A 20,133-nucleotide genomic window follows, 5' to 3' on the forward strand; every position below is an offset into this window, starting at 1 on the left:
TTCGGCGCAGTCCTGATGAGCAAAAATCCAGTCGAGTCAGCGATGTGCTGTCTGCCCCCCTGCGCTCGCGCCGAGCGCAAGACTAGCGACCGCTGAACGGAGGTGGCGTAACATGTCCGGCGACATCTGGGACTGGTGATTCGTCTGCCATGGAGGGCAGGAGATGACATGGCGCCCGCGCGTTGATGCGTTGCGTGCAGCGGTCGCTATTACGGCTGTCATCGCTCTGGCTGTCCTTGGCTACTGCGTTGCGATCTCGACGCACCTGGCGGCCCTGATCGGGCTCTGCCTGCTCGCACTGGCCGCGAGCGCTCTTCGTTCAGTTCATACCCAGCGCCAGATCGAACTCGTCTCGGTCATCATGGTCGCTGTCTACGTCATAGCCGGCCCTGCCGCGGCGGTCGTCGTCGCGGCGGCAGGATCAGTGATCCAGGCCCCGGCGCCGCCGATCAAGCGGATCTTCAACAGCGCGCAGCGGATTCTGTCCGCGGCCGGCGCCGCCGTCGCCTACGCGCTGGCGGACGGCCCCGTCGGAGCCGAGGTCTTCGACCGGGTACCGCAGGCGCTGCTCGCGACGGCGGCGGCGAGTGCGGCACTGCCGATCGTGAATGCCCTCCTGGTGTCGATGGTGCTCTTCCTCGAACGCGGTCTGGGCGCCGTCGGCGAGTTCCTCCGGCATGTCGTCCGTACCACTGCGCTACCTGTCCTCGGGTACGGCCTGCTCGGGCTCGCGATGGCCGTCGTCTGGGTCGGCGGGCTCAGCATTCTCGCCGGCGTGCTGATTCTCGGCCCGCTGGTCGTCGTCCGCTGGGCGATGTCGCAGTACGAGGCGGAGAAGCAGGCGCAGGCGGCGACGTTGCGCGCGTTCATCCAGGTGATCGAAACCAAGGACCTGTACACCCGTGGCCACTCCGAGCGGGTCAGCGAAGGCGTCGGCATGGTCGGTCGCCATCTACGGCTCAGTCCGGATCGCCTCAGTGCGCTCGAGCATGCCGGGCTGCTGCACGACGTGGGCAAGGTCGGCGTCCCGACGAGCATCATCCGCAAGCCGGGCCGGCTCGACGACGACGAGATGGACGCCGTGCGGCTGCACCCGGCGCGTGGTGTCGAGCTGATCGGCAACATTCCGTTCCTCGAAGAGGTCAAGTCGGCTGTGCTGCACCATCACGAGAAGTACGACGGCACCGGTTACCCGGCGGGTCTGGCCGGGACCAACATCCCGTACTTCGCCCGGATCATCGGCATTGTCGACGCATTCGATTCGCTGACCTCGACCCGCTCGTACCGGCCCGCGCGCAGTGTCGAGGAGTCGCTGGAAGTCCTGCTCAAGGACCGGCTGACGCATTTCGATCCGGATATCGTCGACGCGTTCGTCCAGGTGATCAGAGCACGCGGCTGGCGCGCGCCCACCGGCCAACCGGAGCCGGACGGCGCGATCCAGCCCGCGATCGACCACGACGACCTCAGCCTGGGCGAGGGCGGCGGAGCCTCCGGGTCCGCCGCGGGGCCGGTGCTGTGATGGCCGCCCAACATATCCAGTTCAGGATCTCCGGCAGCGGGCTGGTGATCGTCGCGGTCTGCGCGGTCCTCGGTCTGGCGTCGGTCGTCGTGACGCTGGAGCACGGCACCGTGGGCTGGGACTACGCGGTCGTGTTCGGCCTGCTGATCGCCGTCGGTGAGATGGTGCAGTTCAACGTCGACCGCGTGCGCAACCGGGCTCCGATCGCCACCAGCGCCGCGCTGGGCTACGTCATGCTGCGAGGTCCGGAAGCTGTCTCGGTGGGCGTCGCCCAGGTGGTCGCGGTGGTCACCGTCGCGACGTTCGCCGGCATCGTCCCCAGGTTGATCGCCGGCCTTTCCTGGGACGTCGTGGTCGCGAGCCGACGGGTCATCTCCGTCGCCGCCGCGTCAGCCGTGTACTCGAGCGTTCTGCCCGCGGGGATGAGCTGGGACGGCAACTGGGGGACCGCGTTCCCGATCACCGCCGCGATGTTCCTGGCGGTTCTGACCGCCGGCGTCAGCGACGCCTTCGTCGGCGCCGGCCAGGCGACCGAGATGCTCAACCGGCCGTTCCCCGCGGCGCTGCGCGACGAGCTGTCGGTGCTGGCCCGGATCGGTTTCGGTATGGGGATCAGCGGAGTCCTGCTAGCCGCCAGTACCTCGTTGATCGGGTTGTGGGCGGTGCCGTTGGTGGTGGTGCCGTTGTTGTTGACTCAGTTTGCGTTTCGGCGGTTTGCTTCGGCGCAGCGGACTTATCGGGCGACAGTGCGGTCGATGGCTCGGAGTACGGAGATCGCTGGGTTCAGTAGTCCGGGGCAGAATGCGCGGACGGCGCAGTTGGCGGTGGCTTTGGGGAATGACTTGGGGTTGACGCCGGCGCGGATGGAGGCGCTGGAGTATGCGGCGCTGTTGTCGGGGGTGGGGCAGTTGGCGCTGGCGGATCCGAGTCCGGGTGGGGCTAGTTTGTTGCGGACGCGGGAGGAGCGGCAGCGGGCGGCGGAGATCGGGGCGTCGGTGATCGAGCGGTCGGGGGTGCTGGATCATGTGGCGGAGATCGTGCGGCACTCGAACGATCCGTACCGGATGGGACGGGCGAACAATCCGGGCATCCCGGTGGAGAGCGGGATCGTGAACGTCGCGCTGGCCTACGAGCAGTTGGTGGGTGAGGGGACGGGGCAGTCGCCGGACAAGGCGATGGAGTCGATCGGGCTGGGCATCGGTGCGGAGTACGACCCGGTCGTCGTGGAGTCACTCCGGCGCGTGATCGGGCGCGGCTTCCGGTTCTGAGGGACGACGCAGGACGACGGGGTCGGCGGCGGACGGCTGGAGGTCGTCCCAGGTCGGCGCGGTGGCGGCCGGGATGCGGCCGGATCCGCCCATGCCGGCGTACAGGAGGAGACCGGCGCCTGCGGCGATCAGGACGTCGCCAGGGCTGACGGCTTGGCCGATGCCGGGGAGAGCGACCGGGACGACGTCGCCCAGCCAGGGCCAGGTCGTCGCGGCGCTGGACAGCTCGTGGCGCTGATCGGCGACAACTGTGGGGGAGAGGCCCACACGGGCCAGTGCGGCCGCGGAGACCGGCATGGCGCCGTTCAGGGCGACCACAGCGGCGTTGGAGAAGAAGCCGAGTGCCAGTAGGCCCACTCCGGGGTGGCGGAGGTTCTCGCGGAGGAAGACGGCGATACAGACCGCGGAGCCGATCAGACCGACCGGGTACGCCGTACCGCCGAACCAGGCGCCGAGGAGCTGGCCGATCGCGGCCGCGGCCAGCCAGTGCAGACCGGTCAAGGTGTTGTCGGCCAGGCGTCCGAGGCGTCCGCCCGTGGCGAGCGCCGCGAGGGCGGCGAGCGCCATGACGAGGAGGACCAGCAACACGTTGGCGATTCTGCCGGTCCGACAGCCCGATATCGGGCAAGCTGACCGCGCAGCGTGTCGACATGGTGGCAAAATGTAACGTCAGGACAAGCGAAACGGGTGGTCCCGCAACAATCGCGGAACCACCCGTCAGCTGAATCGCTAGGACTTCGCCGGTGCGGCGCCGCCCTCGTCGAGCAGGTCGGGCAGGTCGTGGACGCCGGGGTCGCCCCGGTCGGCCGTGTAGTCCGACGCGTGTGTCGTGTCGTCGCCGTCGGCGACCTTGAGCGCCCGCAGGATCAGCGTCAGCACGATCACGATCACCAGGTTCAGCGCGAACGCGATCAGGCCGATGTACGCCGTCGTGTCGGTGAACGGGATGTTCGCCACCGATCCGCCGAAGTGCTTACCGGTGGCCGGGTTCACGACGTTGTAGGCCTCGATCGTGCCGTAGATCATCGCGACCGCCCAGCCGGCCAGCAGCGCCCACTTGTGGAACCAGCGGGTGAACAGGCCGACCACGATCGCCGGGAAGGTCTGCAGGATCCAGATCCCGCCCAGCAGCTGCAGGTTCAGCGAAATCGTCTTGTCCATCCCGAGGACGAAGACCAGCGCCCCGAACTTCACCAGCAGCGACGACAGCTTGGAGACCTTGGCCTCCTGGGCCGGCGAGGCGTCCTTCTTCAGGAACTCCTTGTAGATGTTGCGGGTGAACAGGTTGGCCGCCGCGATCGACATGATGGCGGCCGGCACCAGCGCGCCGACCGCGATCGCCGCGAACGCGATCCCCGCGAACCAGGACGGGAACTCCTGGTCGAACAGCCGCGGGATCGCCAGCTGCGGGTTCGGCAGGCCGTCCAGGCCCTTGATGTCGACGTTCGCCTTGATCGCCATGAAGCCGAGCAGCGCGAGCAGACCGAGCAGCAGCGAGTACGCCGGCAGGATCGCCGCGTTCCGCCGGACGACGTTGCGGGTCTTGGTCGACAGCACCGCGGTCACCGAGTGCGGGTACATGAACAGCGCCAGCGCCGAGCCCAGCGCCAGCGTCCAGTACGCCGAGTACCCGGTCGCACCCGGGATGAACGAGCCGACCGGCTTACCGGTGGCCGGGTTCGTGGTCGTCAGCTTCTCCTCGGCCGCGCCGAAGATCGCGTCCCAGCCGCCGAGCGCACTCGGCAGGTAGAGGATCGCGACGGCGATCACCAGGTAGATCAGGCCGTCCTTGACGAACGCGATCATCGCCGGCGCGCGCAGGCCCGAGGAGTACGTGTACGCCGCCAGCACCGCGAACGCGATCAGCAGCGGGAGGTCCTTGGCCAGCAGGTTGTCGCCGCCCAGACCCATCGTCTCGAAGACCGCCTGCATACCGACCAGCTGCAGCGCGATGTACGGCATGGTGGCCAGGATGCCGGTCAGCGCCACCGCCAGCGACAGCCAGCGGCTGCCGTAGCGGCCGCGGACGAAGTCGGCCGGGGTGACGTAGCCGTGCCGGTGCGAGACCGACCAGAGCCGCGCCATGAAGACGAAGATCAGCGGGTAGACCACGATCGTGTACGGCACCGCGAAGAAGCCGGTGACGGCGCCGGTGGCGTACATCGCGGCCGGTACGGCGATGAACGTGTACGCCGTGTAGAGGTCGCCGCCGAGCAGGAACCAGGTGATGAAGGTGCCGAAGCCCCGACCGCCCAGGCCCCACTCGTCCAGGTTGTCCAGGTCGCCCGTGGAGCGCCAGCGGGCGGCCATGAAGCCCATCACCGTGACCGCGGCGAAGATCACCACGACCACGGACAACTGCACCCAGTCGACTGTGTGGTTCACCGGTCGGCCCCCTTCGCCGGCTTGTCCGGGTCACTGAGACCCTGCGCCGCCCGTCGTTTGCGCTCCTCGCCCATCACCAGCCGATAGGCGATGCCGACCGTGAACACGGACAGCACGACCCACAGCAGCTGGTACCAGTAGAAGAACGGGAATCCCCACAGCCGGGGCTCGGCCTTGGCGTAGGTCGAGACAATGAGTGGAGCGATGACTGTGGCCGCCAGTAGTACACCGGCGATCCAGTACGCGGGTTTGACCGCGGACAATCGGGACACTGCGGACCTCCTCGGGACGGTGTGGGCGCAACCGAGCACGCTACCGTTTCGTCCGGACAAGCGACTAGACCTTCAAGGTGCAGCGTGGATAACGAAAAGGCATGGTTCGTCCGGCGGATCGTGCTGTCGGTGCTCTTCCTGGTGTTAGTTGCCGTTCCGCTCTATCCGGAGCTGTTCGGGCTGGACGAAGTGCCGCCGTTCACGCAGCTGGTCGCCTTCCGGCCGCAGGGGCTCGTGCTGGTCTTCGCACTGGCGCTGCTGATGCTGCTCCGCAAGGGATGGCGCATCGCGGCCGCGCTGGTCGGTGTGCTCGTTCTGACCGGTGCCGGCCTCACACTGCCCCGGCTGACCAGTGACCCCAAGCCACCGCCGACGGGCACCCGTGAGCTGACCATCATGGTTGCCAACGTCCTCGGCGGCGGTGCGAACGCCGGCGCGGTCGCTGAGCTGATCCGGCAGCGCAAGCCCGACCTGGTGTCGTTGCCCGAGGCACAGGTCGACGTCCGGGAGGAGATTCGCGCCCAGCTGCAGGGGCTCCAGTACGCCGGTTACACCGACCAGCCGACCACCGCGGTCGAGAGCGCCACGAGCGTCCTCGTTTCGTCGACGCTGGGCGCGGTCCAGGTGAAGCGCGACCTGCCGACCGAGTTCGGCCACCTGATGGTGACGGGCGGCGTCCTGGGGGAGGTGCGGCTGGTTGCGTACCACGGCTTCCCGCCACTACCGGACGCCGTACCGGCCTGGAAACACGACCTGCAACAGCTGCGGCGTTGGTGTGCCGCAGATCCGCCGACTGTGATCGCAGGCGACTTCAACGCCACCCTGGACCATTCCGACTTCCGCTGGGCGATGGCGTCCAACTGCCGGAGCGTGGCGCCGGAGGTGGGTCGCGGCTTCGTCGGCACCTGGCCCGCCGACCAGCCAGCGGTACTCCGCACCCAGATCGACCATGTGCTGGCGACCCGGCCGATCGTCCCCAGCCGGTTCGCGGCGTACGAGATCGAGGGCACCGACCACCTGGCCGTCGTCGTGACGCTCGCCGTGCCTACGACGGGTTAGCCGCCGGGCGGTAGATGTAGGGCTGCGAGCCTTGGACGGCCTCGGTCAGCATCAGGAGCAGGTCCGCCCGGGCCTCGATGGGGCGCCCGAACAACTCGTCGTCCCCAGGAATCGGGAAGCCCTTCACGCCGATCGCCAGCTGGCTGAGCAGGACGTGCAGGACGCCGCGGGCGTTGAAGACCGAGGGCGTCGGCCACTCGGGCAGCGTGTCATGCATCAGCGGCTGCTGCGCGGCGGTCGCGGCGATCGGCTTCAGCCAGCGCTCCAGCTCGTCGCTGGTCAGCATGTTGCGGTGCAGGATCGTCATGACGGCGTGGGCGACCCGGTCGTGCTCCTCGTGCACCCAGCGGTACTGCGTCTCCTTGACGATCCGGTCCGCCAGGACGTCGAGCAGCGCGCGCAGGACTCCGATGTCGCAGTGTCGCGAGCGGGCCAGCGCGCCGATGGCATCCGCGCCGTGGGCCACCGCATGCGCCCAGCCGCAGTCCGGCACGTAGCCGCGCAGGTCGCGCTCGCGGAGCAGCCAGGTCGCCAGGCGGTCACCCCAGCGCATCACCACCTCGTCGTGGACGAGGAACTCGGCGTTGTCGCGGTGGATGACCTCAGCGAGCGTCAGCGCGGTGAAGGAGCGCCGGAAGACGCTGTCGGTGCCGTCCTCGCCCAGGCCGTACGACAGGCCCGCACAGAGGCCGTCACCGAAGCCGGGGAGCAGGTCGTCGTAGATGCCGCGCTCGAGCCAGGTGGCCAGAGTGGGATAGGCCAGTGCGTCCCGCACCTGCGGGTTGGTCGACGCGAGACCGCGGACGAGCTCTTCGGTGAGGTCGGTCAGCGCACGATCGTGGGGTACCGCGTAGTCCGCGGCCATCACGTCCTGCCAGTACGTCGACTCCACCAATTCCATCCTTCCGCCCGTCTCAGATCAAACACCTGTCTACACCCAAATGTCGAGCTCGCTAGCATCAGCTTTGTGCCGTCTTTGAGTGATGTGGCCAGAAACCACACAACACTGGACCAGGCCGACCTGGATCGGCTCCAGCTGCTCGTCTCGGACTGGCAGATGCTGGCCGACCTGTCGTTCGCCGATCTGGTCCTCTGGCTGCCCGACACCGAGGGCCTCGGCTTCTGGGCCGGCGCCCAGATGCGGCCGACCACCGGCCCGACCGCCTACCTGGACGACATCGTCGGCAGCTTCATCCCGCGCGGCCGCCGGCACCTGCTCGACCAGGCGTACGACGGCGGCCGGATCTGCCGCGAGGGCGACCCGGAGTGGCGCGACGACGTCCCCGTCCGGGTCGAGACGATCCCGGTCCGCCGGGGCTCCCGGGTGATCGCGGTGATCGCCCGGAACACCAACCTGCTCGGCGTCCGGACGCCGTCCCGGCTGGAGATCGCCTACCTGCAAAGCGCCACCGACCTGGCCCGGATGATCACCGACGGGATCTTCCCGTACGGCGGGGAGCGGCTGCTGTCCACCTCGCCCCGGGTCGGCGACGGCTGTATTCGCGTCGATCGGCACGCGATGGTGACGTTCGCGAGCCCGAACGCGTTGTCGGCGTACCGGCGGATGGGCCTCGTCACCGACCTGGTCGGCAGCCGGCTGAAGGACGTCACCGCCGAGCTGCTGCACAGCGGCGCCAAGGTGGACGACGTCCTCGCGACCGTCCTCACCGGGCGCGCGGCGCAGGAGATCGAGATCGAGAACGCCGACGCGACGCTGTTCCTGCGGGCGATCCCGCTGCGCGCCGACGGGCAGCACGTGGGCGCGCTGATCCTGCTCCGCGACGTCACGGAGCTGCGCAGCCGGGAGCGGGAGCTGGTCACCAAGGAGGCGACCATCCGGGAGATTCATCATCGCGTCAAGAACAACTTGCAGACCGTCGCCGCGTTACTGCGGATGCAGGGCCGGCGGATCACCGTGCCGGAAGCCCAGGAGGCGCTGGCCGAGGCCGTCCGCCGGGTCGGCTCGATCGCGATCGTCCACGAGACGCTGTCGGAGTCGTTCGACGAGCACGTGGACTTCGACGACGTGGCCGATCGGGTCGCGGCGATGGTGGCCGACGTGTCGACGGTCGCGACCGCGGTGGAGATCCGGCGCAGCGGCAGTTTCGGCGTCCTGGACTCGGATCAGGCGACCCCGCTGGCGATGGTGCTGACCGAGCTGATGCAGAACTCGGTGGAGCACGCTTTCGGCACCCGGGACGGCGGTGCGTCCAGTGGGGTCATCGAGCTGTCCGGAGAGCGGTCAGTGGGCCGGCTGCATGTGACCGTCGTCGACGACGGTCAGGGATTGCCGGCGAATTTCGATTCCGAGTTGTCCGGGAATCTGGGCCTGTCGATCGTCCGCACCCTGGTCCTGGGGGAGCTGGACGGGACGCTGGAATTCGGCCCGCGCCGCGACGGTAAGTCCGGCACCCAGGTCACCCTGGATTTCGGCGTCGCGGAATAGCAAAGGCCCCGCGGATCCCGCGGGGCCTTGACAAGTTCTCGTGGTTCAGGCGGTGCGGATGCGCTGGCGGGCGTTACGGCGCTTCAGCGCACGTCGCTCGTCCTCGCTCAGGCCGCCCCAGACACCGTGGTCCTGGCCGGCTTCCAGTGCCCACGCGAGGCACTGCTCACGCACGTCACACCGGCGGCACACCTGCTTGGCCTCCTCGATCTGCATGATCGCGGGCCCGGTGTTGCCGATGGGGAAGAACAGTTCCGGGTCCTCATCGAGGCAAATGGCCCGGTGGCGCCAATCCATGGCGAATCCCATCTCTCTCAGTAGTGGAAGTACGCTGTCGGTCGGTTCTGTGCCCGATCAGCGGGTGCTGTACTCGTGATGCTGCTCGCAACGGAGGACGGAGGCGTCCGGAGTGCGAGGGTCTCAATGTTCGTGGCAAGTTGTGAACGCTTTCACGAACGACTCCATGTTCCCAATCTCAGGCGAGTGAAACAAGGGTTCTGGAGTTGTCGATCAGATCACAACACTTCCTTAACACTACGAACCGGTGCGTGACGGCCTGCCCCGTCCGTTAAGCGGACAGAGGCGCTAACTCGCATTCACCCGTTCACTGCAAGTAACCGATCTACCAACGCTTTGGTTACGCACAACCTCGAATCCCTGTGGGGCTGGGGTTCACGCACCCGGCCGGGCCGCGCAACGAGCAGGTGGAGCACGCGTAGGCCCGAGATCCCGGCACACTGCCACTAGGCTGGCGGAGTGCCGAACGACTCCCCAGCTGCCGTAGTACCGAGAGCGCTCAAGTTAGCCGCGGCGGTGGTCGCAGCGGAAGGGCTTGTGCTCGTCGTTCTCGGAATTGCCGAAGCATTTACGATCCAGAGCTCGCGCCTGTTGCTCGGCGCCACCACGACGGTGTTCTTCGTGCTGTACGGCGCCGGCCTCGGCCTGGTCGCCCGCGGGCTGTCCCGGGCGGCGACCTGGAGCCGCGGCCCGGCCGTCTTCGCCCAGCTCATCCAGATCCTGATCGCCTACAGCTTCTGGGGCGGCGGGACGAAGGGCGTCGCGACGGCGCTCGCGCTGACCGCGGCCGGCGTCCTGTTCGCGATCTTCCGCAAGGAGTCCCGGGCGGCCCTTGCCGATGACCCCGAAAAGGACCACCCGGTCTTGTAAACAAGGAAGTTCTATTCCTTCAGCAGGCCCGCTCGCAGCTCGGTCAGCGTGCGGGCCAGCAGCCGGGAGACGTGCATCTGCGAGATGCCGATCTCCTCGGCGATCTGGGACTGCGTCATCCCCCGGAAGAACCGCAGCGTCAGGATCCGCTTCTCGCGGGTGTCCAGCTGGGCCAGCAGGGGTTTCAGCGACTCGCGGTACTCGACGCTCTCCAGCGCCTCGTCCTCGCCGCCGAGCCCGTCCAGCACCGTCGTCGCGTCGGACTCGTTCTGATCGGGCGCGTCCAGGGACAAGGTGTTGTAGGCGTTCGCGGACTCCAGGCCCTCGATCACCAGATCCGTCGGCAGACTGAGCCGGACCGACAACTCCGCGACGGTCGGCGCGCGGCCGAGCTCCTGCGTCAGCTCCGCGGTCGCGGCGGTCAGCGACAACCGCAGCTCCTGCAGGCGCCGCGGCACCCGGATCGCCCAGCCCTTGTCCCGGAAGTAGCGTTTGATCTCGCCGAGAATCGTCGGGGTCGCGTACGTCGAGAACTCGACCCCGCGCTCGGAGTCGAACCGGTCGATCGCCTTGATCAGCCCGATCGTGGCCACCTGGACCAGATCGTCGTACGGCTCGCCGCGATTGCGGAACCGGCGCGCGAGATGCTCGACGAGCGGCATGTGCAGCGCGACCAGCCCCTCCCGGGCCGCCGTGTGCTCCGGCGTCCCGGCGGTGTTCGCCTCCATGGCCGCGAAGAAGGTGGCGGTACGCGTCCGGAGATCAGGGGATTCCTGGCCAGTGCCCAGGTTGTTTTCGTCGGTCACGCGTTCTCCGCGGCGGTGGCGGTGGCCGTCACGGTGATGGTGAGCTTCCCGTCGATCGTCTCCACGCCCGCGGTCTCCACCAGGGCGGTCAGTACGGTCCAGCCGAAGGACGTCGTGTCCGGCGTCCAGCCCGCGGGGACGGCGGCGCTCGTGCGCACCGTCAGCTGCGGCGGGTCGATCTCGAAGACGCAGTCCAGGACGCCGTCCGTGGCGTGCGGGAGCAGCAGCGCGCAGGCCTCGTCGACGGCGATCCGCAGATCGTCGATCGCGTCCACCGTGAAGTCGTTGCGGGCGGCCAGATTGCCCACCACCGACCGTGGCACCGCGATGTAGGCGCCGTCGGCCGGAATGCTCAGGCGGACCTCGGCCGATTTCCCCGTGCTGCTCACTTCGTCTCCTTCAGTAGGGCTGACGCCGTACATCTACCACTCTCAGCGCATTTGATGCACGGCGCCAGCCACTCCGGAGATCTGGTTTACGACGGCTCGACGTGGGTCGGGTCGAGGACGCGGCGGAGGAACAGTTTGGTGCGCTCCTCGCGCGGGTTGCCGATCACCTCGGCCGGCGGGCCCTGCTCGACGATGACGCCGCCGTCCATGAACACGACGCGGTCGGCGACCTCACGGGCGAACGCCATCTCGTGGGTGACGACGAGCATCGTCATCCCCTCGAGCGCGAGTTTGCGCATCACGGTCAGCACGTCGCCGACCAGCTCCGGGTCGAGCGCCGAGGTGGGCTCGTCGAAGAGCATCAGCGCCGGATCCATCGACAGGGCGCGGGCGATCGCGACCCGCTGCTGCTGCCCGCCGGACAACTGCGCCGGGAAGGCGTCCACCTTCTCGCTCAGGCCGACCCGCTCCAGGTTGCCGCGAGCGACCTTGTCGGCCTCGGCCGGTTTCCGCTTGAGCACCGTGGTCTGGGCGATCGTGCAGTTGGCCAGCACGCTCAGGTGCGGGAACAGGTTGAACTGCTGGAACACCATGCCGATCCCCGCGCGGGCGGCGTCCAGATGGACGTCGGGATCGGTGATCTCCTCACCGCGGACGATCACCTGACCCTCCTGCGGCACCTCGAGCAGGTTGACGCAGCGCAGCAGCGTCGACTTGCCCGAGCCGGACGGGCCGATCACGCAGACGACCTCGCCCTGCTCGACGGTGAAGTCGATCCCGCGCAGGACGTGGTTGCTGCCAAAGGATTTGTGCAGGTCTTTGATCTCTACCGACCGGGGCGGTGGGGTGGGAGAAGTATTCAAGCTAGCCATCTCAGCGCGCCCTCGCAGCCTTGGCTTCGAGCCGGCGGACCAGGATGCCCAGCGGCAGGGTGATGATCAGGTAGCAGAAACCGCAGACCACGATCGGGGTCAGGTTCGAGTAGGTGTTGGCCAGGTCCCGGCCGAAGCCGGTCAGCTCGTACCCGTCGGCCGCGACGCCGATCATGAAGACCAGCGACGAGTCCTTGACCAGCAGGATCAGGTCGTTGGTCAGCGGCGGCAGCACGATCCGGAACGCCTGCGGCAGCACGATCTTGCGCAGCGCCAGCCCGGGCGGCATCCCCAGCGAGCGGGCCGCCTCGACCTGACCCTTCGGCACCGCCTGGATCCCAGCCCGGATCACCTCGGCCATGTACGCCGCGGCGACGATGCCCAGCGCGAGCCAGACCACGCCGTACGGGTCCCAGGGGATCGTCATCCCCTCGAAGGCCAGCGGCAGCAGGCTGAACGCGATGAACACCACGATCGCCGGTAGACCGCGGAAGAACTCGATGTAGGCGGTGGCGATCCAGCGGTACGGGCCGACGCTGCTCAGCCGCATCAGCGCCAGTACCGTGCCGCCGACCAGGCCGATCACGAACGCGCCGGCCGTGTACTCGATCGTCTTGACGAGCGCCTGCAGGACGCCGTCCTGGAACGTCGACTTGATGAACTCCGGTTTGAAGAACACCGAGCCGATCTGGCCCCAGTCCGCGCTGAACAGCGCGACCAGGACCAGCACGACCAGGACGGCGTACTGGATCAGGCGGGAGCGCTGGGCCCGCTTACGCGGGCTCAGCCCCTTCCGTACGACGGTGTCGGTCGGAGTACTCACTTCTTCGGCTCAACCCCGAACCAGGTCTTGTAGATCTCGTTGTACTTGCCGTCCGACTTCGCCTTGGTCAGCAGCTCGTTGAACTTGGCCACGATCTTCGGGCCGGCGCCGTCCTTCAGCGCGGCGAAGCCGTACTGCTCACCGGTGTCGAACTCGGCGACCACGGCCATGTCCGGGTTGTCCTTGACGAAGTCGTACAGGACGCCGTTGTCGTTGATGCCGGCGTCCACCCGGCCGGACTTCACGTTGTTCACCTGCAGGGCCAGGTCGTTGAACGGGATCACCGTGTAGCCGTTGGCCGCGGCGTTGTCATCGGCGTACTTCTTGCCGGTGGTGTCGGCCTGGGCGCCGATCTTCTTGCCCTTCAGGTCGGCCAGGCTCTTGATCCCGGAGTCCTTCTTGGCCATCAGCACCTGGGTGGCGTCCATGTACGGGTCGGTGATGCTGAGCGCGGCCTGGCGCTCCGGCGTGATCGTCATCGCGCCCATGCCGATATCGCACTTCTTCGCCTTGAACGCGGCGCCGGAGGTGACCTGGGCCCACTCGATGTTGACCACGTCGACCTTGAGGCCGAGGTCGTCGGACAGCAGTTTCAGCAGGTCGACGTCGAACCCGACCACGTCGGTGCCGTCCTTGTACTGGAACGGCTTGTACGGCAGGTGCGTGCAGATCGTCAGCTGGCCGGACTTCACCAGGTCGATCCCGGCGGCCTTGGCCTTGTCCTCGGACCCGCCCGAGCTGCCCGAGTCGCCGCCGCCGCAGGCGGCCAGCGAGAGCGCGAGGACGGCGGCGGAGGTGGCCGCCACAGTCCGGCGATGCTTACGGAAGGTGCGGACGATGTTCATCGCGAATACTCCTCGACAGGGGTCTGAATTCCCGCATCCTGGCACAGCGGGGAGTTCCCGGCCCGGAGATGGCCGGGATCGTTATCTGTGTGGGGCCGCTCACAGCAGACCAGTAGGCGCTGTGGTTTACTCGATGAGCACGGGCGACCCCCTGGAAACACTGCCGATCGACGCACCTTTGTCGAGGCGCTCACATCTGTTCACACGCTTGTTCGAGGGGTTCTCACATGGTCGCCCAGCCTGTTTCCGCTGCTTTCACCGATGCCTACGCCGGTGATCCGGTCTTCGATCTGCACGTCGGGGGCAAGATCGAGGTCACGTCCTCGGTGCACGTCACCGACGCCGCCGAGCTGTCCAAGGCGTACACGCCGGGTGTCGCCCGGGTCTGTACGGCGATCGCGGCGGACCCGTCGCTCGCCCGCCGCTACACCTGGCGGTCGAATGTCGTCGCGGTCGTCACCGACGGTACCGCCGTCCTCGGTCTGGGTGACATCGGGCCGACCGCCTCGCTGCCGGTGATGGAGGGCAAGGCGCTGTTGTTCAAGGAGTTCGGCGGGGTCGACTCGGTGCCGATCGCGCTGGACTGCACGGACGTCGACGAGTTCGTCGAGACCGTCGTCCGGATGGCGCCGTCCTTCGGTGGGATCAACCTCGAGGACATCTCCGCGCCGCGCTGTTTCGAGATCGAGCGCCGGCTCAAGGAGCGCCTCGACATCCCGGTCTTCCACGACGACCAGCACGGGACGGCGGTCGTCGTCCTGGCCGCGCTGCAGAACGCGCTCCGGGTGACGGGGAAGTCGATCTCCGACATCCGCGTCGTCATCTCCGGCGCCGGGGCCGCCGGGGTGGCCTGCGCCCGCATCCTGCTCCAGGCCGGCGTCGGCGACCTGGCCGTCGTCGACTCCAAGGGCGTCCTGCACGAGGACCGCGCCGACCTGAACCCGGTCAAACTCTCCCTGGCCCGCGACACCAACACCGGCGGCCTGTCCGGCCGGCTCGTCGACGCCCTCGACGGCGCCGACGTCTTCCTCGGCGTCTCCGGCGGCACCGTCCCCGAGGAGGCCATCGCCCGGATGGCCCCCGGCGCGATGATCTTCGCCCTGGCCAACCCCAACCCCGAAGTCCACCCCGACCTGGCCCACCGGCACGCCGCCGTCGTCGCCACCGGCCGCTCCGACTTCCCCAACCAGATCAACAACGTCCTGGCCTTCCCCGGCATCTTCCGCGGCGCCTTCGACGCAAACGCCACCCGCATCACCGAAGGCATGAAACTAGCCGCCGCCCAAGCCCTGGCGACCCTCATCGCCCCCGCCGACCTCCGCCCCGACTACATCATCCCCTCCCCCTTCGACCCCCGAGTAGCCCCCGCCGTAGCCACCGCCGTAGCCGAAGCCGCCCACGCCGAAGGCATCGCGCGAAGCTGAAACCCGGCTCGACCACACAGCCCACGCCACCCCACGGGAAGGTCGGGCGGGGTGCCCGCCCCCAGGAATACGCCCCTCGGACCTCCCCTCGCAGTTCCCGGCCGCTGACCAGCCCGACCCGCAGGAAGCCCCCGGCCGCCTGCGGGGAAGGCGGGCGGGTTGCCCACCCACCCCAGGGAAGCGGCCCTCGGACCTCCTTCCGCAGTTCTCGGCCGCTGACCAGCCCGGCCCGCAGGAAGCCCCCGGCCGCCTGCGGGAAAGGTGGGCGGGTTGCCCGCCCACCTCAGGGAAAGCGCCCCTCGGATGTCCCCTCGGCAGTTCTCGGCCGCTGACCAGCCCGGCCCGCAGGAAGCCCCCGGCCGCCTGCGGGATAGGTGGGTGAGGTTGGTTACTGATGGGTTGGGGTGGGCGGCTTATGGTGGTTCGCATGCTTGCTGCTTATGCTGCGCGGTTCGATGGGGACGATCCGGTGGGGGCGCTCGAGGTGGGGGAGCGGCCGGAGCCGGAGGCGCGGGCGGGGTGGGTGGTGGTGGATGTGAAGGCTTCGGCTCTCAACCACCATGATTTGTGGTCGTTGAAGGGGGTCGGGCTGAAGGAGCAGAGCCTGCCGATGATCCTCGGGTGTGATGCGGCGGGGGTGGATCCGGATGGCAACGAGGTGGTTGTGCATGCGGTGGTGTCGGATCCGGGGTGGAAGGGTGACGAGACGCTTGATCCGAAGCGGTCGTTGCTGAGTGAGCGGTATCAGGGGACGCTGGCGCAGAAGGTGATCGTGCCGGCGGGGAACGTCGTCCCGAAGCCGGCTGGGCTGAGTTTCGAGCAGGCCGCGTGTCTGCCGACGGCGTGGCTGACGGCGTACCGGATGTTGTTCACGCAGTCCGACCTGAAGCCGGGGGACACCGTGCTCGTGCAGGGTGCCGGCGGCGGTGTGGCGACGGCGCTGATCACGTTGGCGCGGCATGCCGGGATCCGGGTCTGGGCGACCAGCCGTGACGAGGCTAAGCGGGCGCGGGCGGTCGAGATCGGGGCGCACGAGGTGTTCGAGTCCGGTGCGCGGCTGCCGGAGCGGGTGGACGCCGTGATGGAGACGGTCGGCCAGGCGACGTGGTCGCATTCGCTGAAGTCGCTCAAACAGGGCGGCACGGTGGTCATCTCCGGTGCGACGAGCGGCCAGGCGCCGCCGTCCGCCGAACTCAACCGGATCTTCTTCCTGCAGCTCCGCGTCCAGGGCTCCACGATGGGCACCCGCACGGAGCTGGCCGAGCTCGTCCAGTTCATGGCGAACGCCGGGATCGAGCCGCATATCGACTCCGTCCTGCCCCTGGCCGAGGCGCGCGCCGGGTTCGCGAAGATGAACGACGGCGGCGTCTTCGGCAAGATCGTCTTCACCGTCTAGATGGAGGTGCGCAAGGCGACGGTCGCGGATGCCGAAGCCGCGGCCTGGTGCCACCTCCGGTGCTGGCAGGAGGCGTACGCCGACCTCGCGGCCCCCGACCTCCTCGCCCAGCGCACCGCGGACGTCGCCAAACGTATCGACCGCTGGCGGCAGGCGCTCCGCGAAGGACAAACCCGCTGGCTGGCGATCGACGCCGACCAGGTGCTGGGGTTCGCGATCGCCGGTCCGAGTCGCGATGAGGATGCGCCGACGGAGCTCGAGCTGCAGTCCATCTATGTCCGGCGGGCGAGCTGGGGGAGCGGCCTGGCCGACCGGCTGCTGGATGTTGCCATCGGCAAGGAGCCCGCCAGCTTGTGGGTGTTCGAGGCGAACGCCCGGGCGCTGCGGTACTACCGGCGGCACGGGTTCGCGGCGGACGGCGTCCGCAAGTACGACGACTTCTTCGGCCTGCACGAGATCCGGCTCGTCCGCGGCTGACGTTTCCTGCCGGAAACATGCGCGTCGCACCGAGGCAACGACCGTGCCGCACGCTGGTCCCATGAGGCCACTTCTGACGGTGATCGTCGACCCCGCCGACAACTGGATGAGCCGCGCCGCGTGTATCGGCCAGGCCCCGTCGTACGACGAGAGTGCCAGCCAGTGGGAGCAGCGCAAGGCGCAGGCGATCTGCCTGACCTCGTGCCCGGTCCTCGAGGAATGCCGCGACTGGGCCCGCCGGACCAAGTTCACCGGCACCGCCGCCGGTGAGAAGTTCCTGTCCGGACGCCGCCGCGGCCGCCCCGGCCCGGCCGAACGCCGCAACCGCGTCCCCGCCGCCCAACAGCAACAGCAGGCGAGCTAGGCGTTGACGAGCTCGCGGTCCTCGGCCGCGGGCTCCTCGACCTTCCGGAACGGCGCCTGCAGCGTGACCAGCAGGTACTTCCGGTTCCGGACGACGGCGATCACGGCCAGCATGAAGTAGATCCCGCAGAGCACGTACCGCCCGGTCTGCCCCGGTACGGCGAACTGGATCGCGAACAACCCGAGCAGCGTCCAGGCGGCCCACCGCGGGAAGCGCAGGCTCAGCAGGACGGCGATCCCGAGCAGGGTCTGCGTCGCGGTGAGCAGGAACTCCTCGATCTGTCGGCCGTCCAGGTGCAGCGCGGCCGGGCCGCCGCCGAGGCCGTAGGCGATCGGCAGGCTACCGATCAGCAGCGTCCACTGGTTCACCTTCGCGGAGATCAGCAGGCCGAGCGCGGCCGCGCCCTTGCCGCGCCAGGCGAACAGCAGCGCGATGATGAACTCCGGCGCCTCGGACGCCAGCGGCGCGAGCCACTGCACGAGCAGGAACTGGTCGATGCCGAGCGCCTGCCCGCCGTCCACGAGCGAGTCGGCGAACGGCTCGGCCGCGGCCAGGATGACCCCGGCCGCCACGGCGAACATCCCGATCACCGTGATCCGCCGCTGCAGCTTCGGCAGCCCGCCGATCGTCGCGGCCGGGCCGATCAGCTCCGGCTCGTCATCGTGCCCGGACAGCGCCGCGCGGTACAGGTAGTAGGCGAAGAACGCGAGCAGCAGCAGCCCCAGCACCAGGTGGATCTCACCGGTCACCGGGATGACGAACGCGACCACACCGGCGATCGCGAGGAAGCCGAGCTCTCGCCGGTAGCCCGACTCCAGCACGAGCTCCCGCACCGTGCGGCCGCTGCGCCGGGAGGCGACGTACAGGCTGATCAGGACGACGCTGGACCAGCCGAGGCCGAGCAGCAGCCGGTTCGAGCCGGTCATGTTGGCGGCGGCGTACTGCACGTACTCGGGGTTGCTGCCCGCGGTGTGGGCGAAGTACAGATCGACGGCGTACTCCGGCAGGACGGCGATCACCGCGAGCAACGCGATCGCCAGACCGCCCGAGATGTCCACCTCCGCGGCTTCGGCCGCCCAGGCGAGCACGAAGGACGCCGCGACCACCGCGAGCCCGAAGACCAGCATCGACAGCAGAGCCGGCGGATGGGTGCCGACCAGCCGCAGGACGACCGCCGGGACGGCGACCGTCAGCAACATCAGCACGGGGCGCAGTGCTCTGACCATGCGTCCAGCGTCGCATCGTTTCGACACTTTCGCAATTGCGAAAGTATGAGACTGTCATCACCCCGGCCCGGCGTGGCGACTTGCGGGCCGTTCAGCGGTCACAATGACTGCGCGATGACGACGTTCCCCGAACCGACGAAGGCCCAGCTGGACTCTGCCGCCGGCACCTTCGCGATGCTCTCCGCCCCGGTCCGGCTGCACCTGGTCTCCCTGGCCGCCCAGGGCGAGTACGACGTCGGCACGCTCGCCGACCGCGTCGGCGTCAGCATCGCCACCGCCAGCCAGCACCTCGGCAAACTCCGCCTGGCCGGCATCATCACCGCCCGCCGTGAAGGCCGCCGGCACATCTACACCGTCGACGACCCGCACGTCCTCAACCTCGTCGACCAGATCTTCGAGCACATCGCCCCCGACGGCTCGCTGGCCCCCGACCCGCCGCGCCGGACCCGCCCGCCGCACACCGACTAGAGCACGTGCCGCAGGTACCGCTCCGGCGCCGCCAGGTACGCCTTCCAGTTCTGCACGAGCTGTAGCTCCGCCCACGCCGTACGCCGGATCCCCCACTCGCCCACCTCGAGGATCGTCGCCCCGGGCAGCGCCGCGATCACCGGCGAATGCGTCGCGCACAAGACTTGGGCTCCGCCGGTAGCCAGCTCCGCGAGGACGCCGACGAGGGCGAGACTGCTCGAGAACGAGAGCGCCGACTCGGGCTCGTCGAGGCAGTACAGACCTGGGCTGTTGAACCGGCTGCGGAGCACCTCGAGAAAACCCTCGCCGTGGCTGAGCTCGTGGAACCGCGGATCGCGGGAGGCGCCCGGGTTCTGTTCGAGGTAGGTGTAGTAGCCGTGCATCGTCTCCGCCCGCAGGAAGAACCCCCAGCGCGGTGCGCCCGCGCCGCGGGTGAGCTGGAGCTGCCCCGCGAGCGGCGACTCGGACTCGCGGGTGCTGACTCGGGCTCCGGTGGAGCCGCCCTCGGCTGACATCCCGAACGCCATCGCGATCGCCTCGACGAGGGTCGACTTGCCGGCGCCGTTCTCGCCGACCAGGAAGGTGACGCCGGGGTCGAGATCGAGACCGTCGGTCAGCAGCTGGCGGACGGCGGGAATCGTGTGTGGCCAGGCGCCGGACAGCGAAATGCCCTTCGCCGCGGCAACCCGGCGGACGGGGTGATCGGCGAAGGGCATGTCGGCAAAGCTAACAACTGGCTCCGACAGAACTCAGTCGTCCTCGTCGTCCAGGCGGGCGAGCCAGGTGGCGAAGCGTTCCATCGGGGTTTCGAACTCGGGGTTCAGGTCGACGAACTCGCGGAGGCGTTCGGCCACCCAGGCCAGCGAGACATCCTCCTCGCCGCGCCGGCCTTCGAGCTCCTCGATCCCTCGGTCGGTGAAGTACACG

At 68.7% G+C, this 20,133-nt stretch carries 23 protein-coding genes; 10 read left to right on the forward strand and 13 right to left on the reverse strand.

Annotation, left to right across the window (positions count from 1 at the left end):
- Positions 1–163 precede the first annotated feature (163 nt).
- Complete coding sequence (locus ACZ6ZD_RS36155; protein ID WP_465678994.1) at positions 164–1,519, forward strand: HD-GYP domain-containing protein; 1,356 nt, start codon at positions 164–166, stop codon at positions 1,517–1,519.
- A complete protein-coding gene (locus ACZ6ZD_RS36160) occupies positions 1,519–2,787 on the forward strand; it encodes an HD-GYP domain-containing protein (protein WP_465678995.1) in 1,269 nt (422 codons plus the stop codon). The genes ACZ6ZD_RS36155 and ACZ6ZD_RS36160 overlap by 1 nt, the downstream gene beginning before the upstream one ends.
- On the opposite strand, the gene ACZ6ZD_RS36165 is transcribed toward ACZ6ZD_RS36160, so the two are convergent.
- From ACZ6ZD_RS36165 to ACZ6ZD_RS36175, 3 genes are all read right to left on the reverse strand, one after another.
- Complete coding sequence (locus tag ACZ6ZD_RS36165; RefSeq protein WP_465678997.1) at positions 2,749–3,375, reverse strand: DUF5317 domain-containing protein; 627 nt, start codon at positions 3,373–3,375, stop codon at positions 2,749–2,751. The genes ACZ6ZD_RS36160 and ACZ6ZD_RS36165 overlap by 39 nt on opposite strands.
- 141 nt (positions 3,376–3,516) lie before the next feature.
- On the reverse strand, positions 3,517–5,151 hold the full coding sequence (gene mctP, locus ACZ6ZD_RS36170; protein ID WP_465678998.1) for a monocarboxylate uptake permease MctP: 1,635 nt from the start codon (positions 5,149–5,151) through the stop codon (positions 3,517–3,519).
- A 17-nt stretch (positions 5,152–5,168) separates the two neighbouring features.
- The gene (locus tag ACZ6ZD_RS36175) at positions 5,169–5,444 is read right to left on the reverse strand and encodes a DUF3311 domain-containing protein (protein ID WP_465678999.1); all 276 of its coding nucleotides are present in this window, start codon (positions 5,442–5,444) and stop codon (positions 5,169–5,171) included.
- Positions 5,445–5,528: 84 nt separating this feature from the next.
- Here ACZ6ZD_RS36175 and ACZ6ZD_RS36180 point away from each other — a divergent pair, with 84 nt between their 5' ends.
- The gene (locus ACZ6ZD_RS36180) at positions 5,529–6,503 is read left to right on the forward strand and encodes an endonuclease/exonuclease/phosphatase family protein (protein ID WP_465679001.1); all 975 of its coding nucleotides are present in this window, start codon (positions 5,529–5,531) and stop codon (positions 6,501–6,503) included.
- On the opposite strand, the gene ACZ6ZD_RS36185 is transcribed toward ACZ6ZD_RS36180, so the two are convergent.
- Positions 6,490–7,395, reverse strand: a complete 906-nt coding sequence (locus ACZ6ZD_RS36185; RefSeq protein WP_171676597.1) for a DUF2785 domain-containing protein — start codon at positions 7,393–7,395, stop codon at positions 6,490–6,492. The two genes, ACZ6ZD_RS36180 and ACZ6ZD_RS36185, sit on opposite strands and share 14 nt — an antisense overlap.
- Before the next feature lie 75 nt (positions 7,396–7,470).
- Here ACZ6ZD_RS36185 and ACZ6ZD_RS36190 point away from each other — a divergent pair, with 75 nt between their 5' ends.
- On the forward strand, positions 7,471–8,949 hold the full coding sequence (locus tag ACZ6ZD_RS36190) for a sensor histidine kinase (protein ID WP_465679002.1): 1,479 nt from the start codon (positions 7,471–7,473) through the stop codon (positions 8,947–8,949).
- 45 nt (positions 8,950–8,994) lie between these two features.
- Here the strand turns inward: ACZ6ZD_RS36190 and ACZ6ZD_RS36195 are convergent, their stop codons facing one another.
- Positions 8,995–9,246, reverse strand: a complete 252-nt coding sequence (locus ACZ6ZD_RS36195; RefSeq protein WP_132169366.1) for a WhiB family transcriptional regulator — start codon at positions 9,244–9,246, stop codon at positions 8,995–8,997.
- Between the two features lie 459 nt (positions 9,247–9,705).
- On the opposite strand from ACZ6ZD_RS36195, the gene ACZ6ZD_RS36200 reads away from it, so the two are divergent.
- Positions 9,706–10,116: a hypothetical protein gene (locus tag ACZ6ZD_RS36200; protein ID WP_465679004.1), complete on the forward strand. Its 411-nt coding sequence runs from the start codon at positions 9,706–9,708 to the stop codon at positions 10,114–10,116.
- Between the two features lie 11 nt (positions 10,117–10,127).
- On the opposite strand, the gene ACZ6ZD_RS36205 is transcribed toward ACZ6ZD_RS36200, so the two are convergent.
- From ACZ6ZD_RS36205 to ACZ6ZD_RS36225, 5 genes are all read right to left on the reverse strand, one after another.
- Complete coding sequence (locus ACZ6ZD_RS36205) at positions 10,128–10,922, reverse strand: RNA polymerase sigma factor SigF (protein ID WP_465679005.1); 795 nt, start codon at positions 10,920–10,922, stop codon at positions 10,128–10,130.
- A complete protein-coding gene (locus ACZ6ZD_RS36210) occupies positions 10,919–11,311 on the reverse strand; it encodes an ATP-binding protein (RefSeq protein WP_465679007.1) in 393 nt (130 codons plus the stop codon). The genes ACZ6ZD_RS36205 and ACZ6ZD_RS36210 overlap by 4 nt, the downstream gene beginning before the upstream one ends.
- An 86-nt stretch (positions 11,312–11,397) precedes the next feature.
- On the reverse strand, positions 11,398–12,183 hold the full coding sequence (locus tag ACZ6ZD_RS36215; RefSeq protein WP_465679008.1) for an amino acid ABC transporter ATP-binding protein: 786 nt from the start codon (positions 12,181–12,183) through the stop codon (positions 11,398–11,400).
- A gap of 1 nt (position 12,184) precedes the next feature.
- Entirely contained in the window at positions 12,185–13,006 is an 822-nt protein-coding gene (locus ACZ6ZD_RS36220) for an amino acid ABC transporter permease (RefSeq protein WP_465679009.1), read from the reverse strand.
- On the reverse strand, positions 13,003–13,851 hold the full coding sequence (locus ACZ6ZD_RS36225; RefSeq protein ID WP_465679011.1) for a transporter substrate-binding domain-containing protein: 849 nt from the start codon (positions 13,849–13,851) through the stop codon (positions 13,003–13,005). The genes ACZ6ZD_RS36220 and ACZ6ZD_RS36225 overlap by 4 nt, the downstream gene beginning before the upstream one ends.
- Before the next feature lie 227 nt (positions 13,852–14,078).
- Here ACZ6ZD_RS36225 and ACZ6ZD_RS36230 point away from each other — a divergent pair, with 227 nt between their 5' ends.
- From ACZ6ZD_RS36230 to ACZ6ZD_RS36245, 4 genes are all read left to right on the forward strand, one after another.
- Positions 14,079–15,275, forward strand: coding sequence for an NAD(P)-dependent malic enzyme (locus ACZ6ZD_RS36230; protein ID WP_465679012.1), 1,197 nt, complete (start codon positions 14,079–14,081; stop codon positions 15,273–15,275).
- A 427-nt stretch (positions 15,276–15,702) separates the two neighbouring features.
- Complete coding sequence (locus ACZ6ZD_RS36235; protein WP_465679013.1) at positions 15,703–16,671, forward strand: zinc-binding dehydrogenase; 969 nt, start codon at positions 15,703–15,705, stop codon at positions 16,669–16,671.
- Positions 16,672–17,148: a GNAT family N-acetyltransferase gene (locus ACZ6ZD_RS36240; RefSeq protein WP_465679014.1), complete on the forward strand. Its 477-nt coding sequence runs from the start codon at positions 16,672–16,674 to the stop codon at positions 17,146–17,148.
- A 61-nt stretch (positions 17,149–17,209) separates the two neighbouring features.
- Positions 17,210–17,512, forward strand: a complete 303-nt coding sequence (locus ACZ6ZD_RS36245) for a WhiB family transcriptional regulator (RefSeq protein ID WP_465679016.1) — start codon at positions 17,210–17,212, stop codon at positions 17,510–17,512.
- On the opposite strand, the gene ACZ6ZD_RS36250 is transcribed toward ACZ6ZD_RS36245, so the two are convergent.
- Positions 17,509–18,738 carry a sodium:proton exchanger gene (locus ACZ6ZD_RS36250; RefSeq protein ID WP_465679017.1) on the reverse strand — a complete coding sequence of 410 codons (1,230 nt, stop codon included), beginning with the start codon at positions 18,736–18,738 and terminating at the stop codon, positions 17,509–17,511. The genes ACZ6ZD_RS36245 and ACZ6ZD_RS36250 overlap by 4 nt on opposite strands.
- A 114-nt stretch (positions 18,739–18,852) precedes the next feature.
- Here ACZ6ZD_RS36250 and ACZ6ZD_RS36255 point away from each other — a divergent pair, with 114 nt between their 5' ends.
- Positions 18,853–19,206: an ArsR/SmtB family transcription factor gene (locus ACZ6ZD_RS36255; protein WP_171676621.1), complete on the forward strand. Its 354-nt coding sequence runs from the start codon at positions 18,853–18,855 to the stop codon at positions 19,204–19,206.
- Here the strand turns inward: ACZ6ZD_RS36255 and ACZ6ZD_RS36260 are convergent.
- Positions 19,203–19,922 (reverse strand): AAA family ATPase, encoded by a 720-nt coding sequence (locus ACZ6ZD_RS36260; protein ID WP_465679018.1) that lies wholly within the window; start codon positions 19,920–19,922, stop codon positions 19,203–19,205. The genes ACZ6ZD_RS36255 and ACZ6ZD_RS36260 overlap by 4 nt on opposite strands.
- 33 nt (positions 19,923–19,955) lie before the next feature.
- Positions 19,956–20,132, reverse strand: coding sequence for a DUF6104 family protein (locus ACZ6ZD_RS36265; protein ID WP_171676625.1), 177 nt, complete (start codon positions 20,130–20,132; stop codon positions 19,956–19,958).
- Position 20,133 lies beyond the last annotated feature (1 nt).

The organism is Kribbella sp. NPDC104218, assembly GCF_055584105.1.